Origin of the sequence: Streptomyces bobili (genome assembly GCF_002154575.1) — a bacterium.
Lineage (GTDB): Bacteria > Actinomycetota > Actinomycetes > Streptomycetales > Streptomycetaceae > Streptomyces > Streptomyces bobili.
Window position 1 is genome coordinate 1 of the sequence record NZ_MUBA01000760.1, and the last position, 1,588, is coordinate 1,588.

Sequence of the window (1,588 nt, forward strand, 5' to 3'; positions counted from 1 at the left end):
GGCGGCGGTTACGGCGGCGGTTACGGCGGCGGTTACGGCAGTGGGGCTCCTGGCGCCGGTACGGGCGGCGGCGGCATGACGGCCCCCCAAGCCACGCATGCCTCCGCGCATTCCTCCACTCCCTCCGGCCCGCCGCAGGCCCGGTCCGCCCAGGCGTCGGCCTCCGGCCACGCCTCGTCGAGACCCCACTCCCCGGCCCGGGAGCACGTCTCGGTCGAGGACGACATCCCCGAGGACGACGACCCCGACCTCAACGAGTCGGCCCTCTCCGGGCACGAACTGATCGTGCGCGAACTGGGGGCGACCGTGGTCGAGGAGTTCACCAACGAGTAGCGGGACGAGGCCCGACGCCCAAGGGGTCTCCAGCTCTCTCCGGTGGACATCGCCCCAGCTCGGGGCTCCGCTTCGGCGGAACCTACGAACACCCGCCCCGCCACCCTTCGGAAGCCCGCACAAAGCAGCCTCGGTCAGGCCCGTTAGGCTGGCCCCGTGAACGTCCTCGTCATCGGCAGCGGCGCCCGCGAACACGCCCTGTGCCGCTCAATGTCCCTCGACCCCGCGGTCACCGCCCTGCACTGCGCCCCCGGCAACGCGGGCATCGGCGAGGTCGCCGAGCTGCATCCGGTCGACGCCCTGGACGGCAAGGCCGTAGCCGCACTGGCCACCGAGCTGGGCGCGCAGCTCGTGATCGTCGGCCCGGAGGCGCCGCTGGTCGCCGGGGTCGCCGACGCGGTGCGCGAGGCGGGCATCCCGGTGTTCGGCCCGTCCAAGGAGGCCGCGCAGCTGGAGGGCTCGAAGGCGTTCGCGAAGGACGTGATGGCCGCCGCCGGCGTGCCGACCGCCCGTTCCTACGTCTGCACCACCCCCGCCGAGGCCGCCACGGCCCTCGACGCCTTCGGAGCGCCGTACGTCGTCAAGGACGACGGTCTGGCCGCGGGCAAGGGCGTCGTCGTGACCGACGACCTGGAGGCCGCGAAGGCCCACGCCGCGGCCTGCGGACGCGTGGTCATCGAGGAGTTCCTCGACGGTCCCGAGGTGTCCCTCTTCGCCGTCACCGACGGCGAGACGGTCGTCCCGCTGCGGCCCGCCCAGGACTTCAAGCGTGCCCTCGACGGCGACGAGGGCCCGAACACCGGCGGCATGGGCGCGTACTCCCCGCTGCCCTGGGCCGACCCCAAGCTGGTCGACGAGGTAATGGAGACGGTCCTGCAGCCGACCGTCGACGAGATGCGACGGCGAGGCATCCCGTTCTCGGGTCTCCTCTACGCCGGGCTCGCGATCACCGGCCGGGGCGTGCGGGTCATCGAGTTCAACGCCCGCTTCGGCGACCCTGAGACGCAGGTCGTCCTGGCCCGCCTGAAGACCCCGCTGGCCGGCCTCCTGATGGCCGCCGCCACCGGCAACCTCGCCGACCTGCCGCCCCTGCGCTGGAGCGACGAGGCGGCCGTCACCGTGGTCGTGGCCTCGCACAACTACCCCGGCACCCCGCGCACCGGTGACCCGATCACCGGCCTCGCCGAGGTGGCCGCCGAGGACGCTCCGCACGCGTACGTCCTGCACGCCGGGACCCGGCGTGCAGGACGTACGC

Annotated in this window: 1 protein-coding gene and 1 pseudogene; both read left to right on the top strand. The window is 73.7% G+C overall.

Annotation, left to right across the window (positions count from 1 at the left end; all coding sequences use genetic code 11):
• Positions 1–333: pseudogene (locus BZL64_RS41705) on the top strand (DNA polymerase III subunit gamma and tau); the annotation flags it as partial.
• A 156-nt stretch (positions 334–489) separates the two neighbouring features.
• On the top strand, positions 490–1,588 hold a 1,099-nt coding region (gene purD, locus BZL64_RS37325; RefSeq protein ID WP_086773428.1), incomplete at its 3' end, for a phosphoribosylamine--glycine ligase.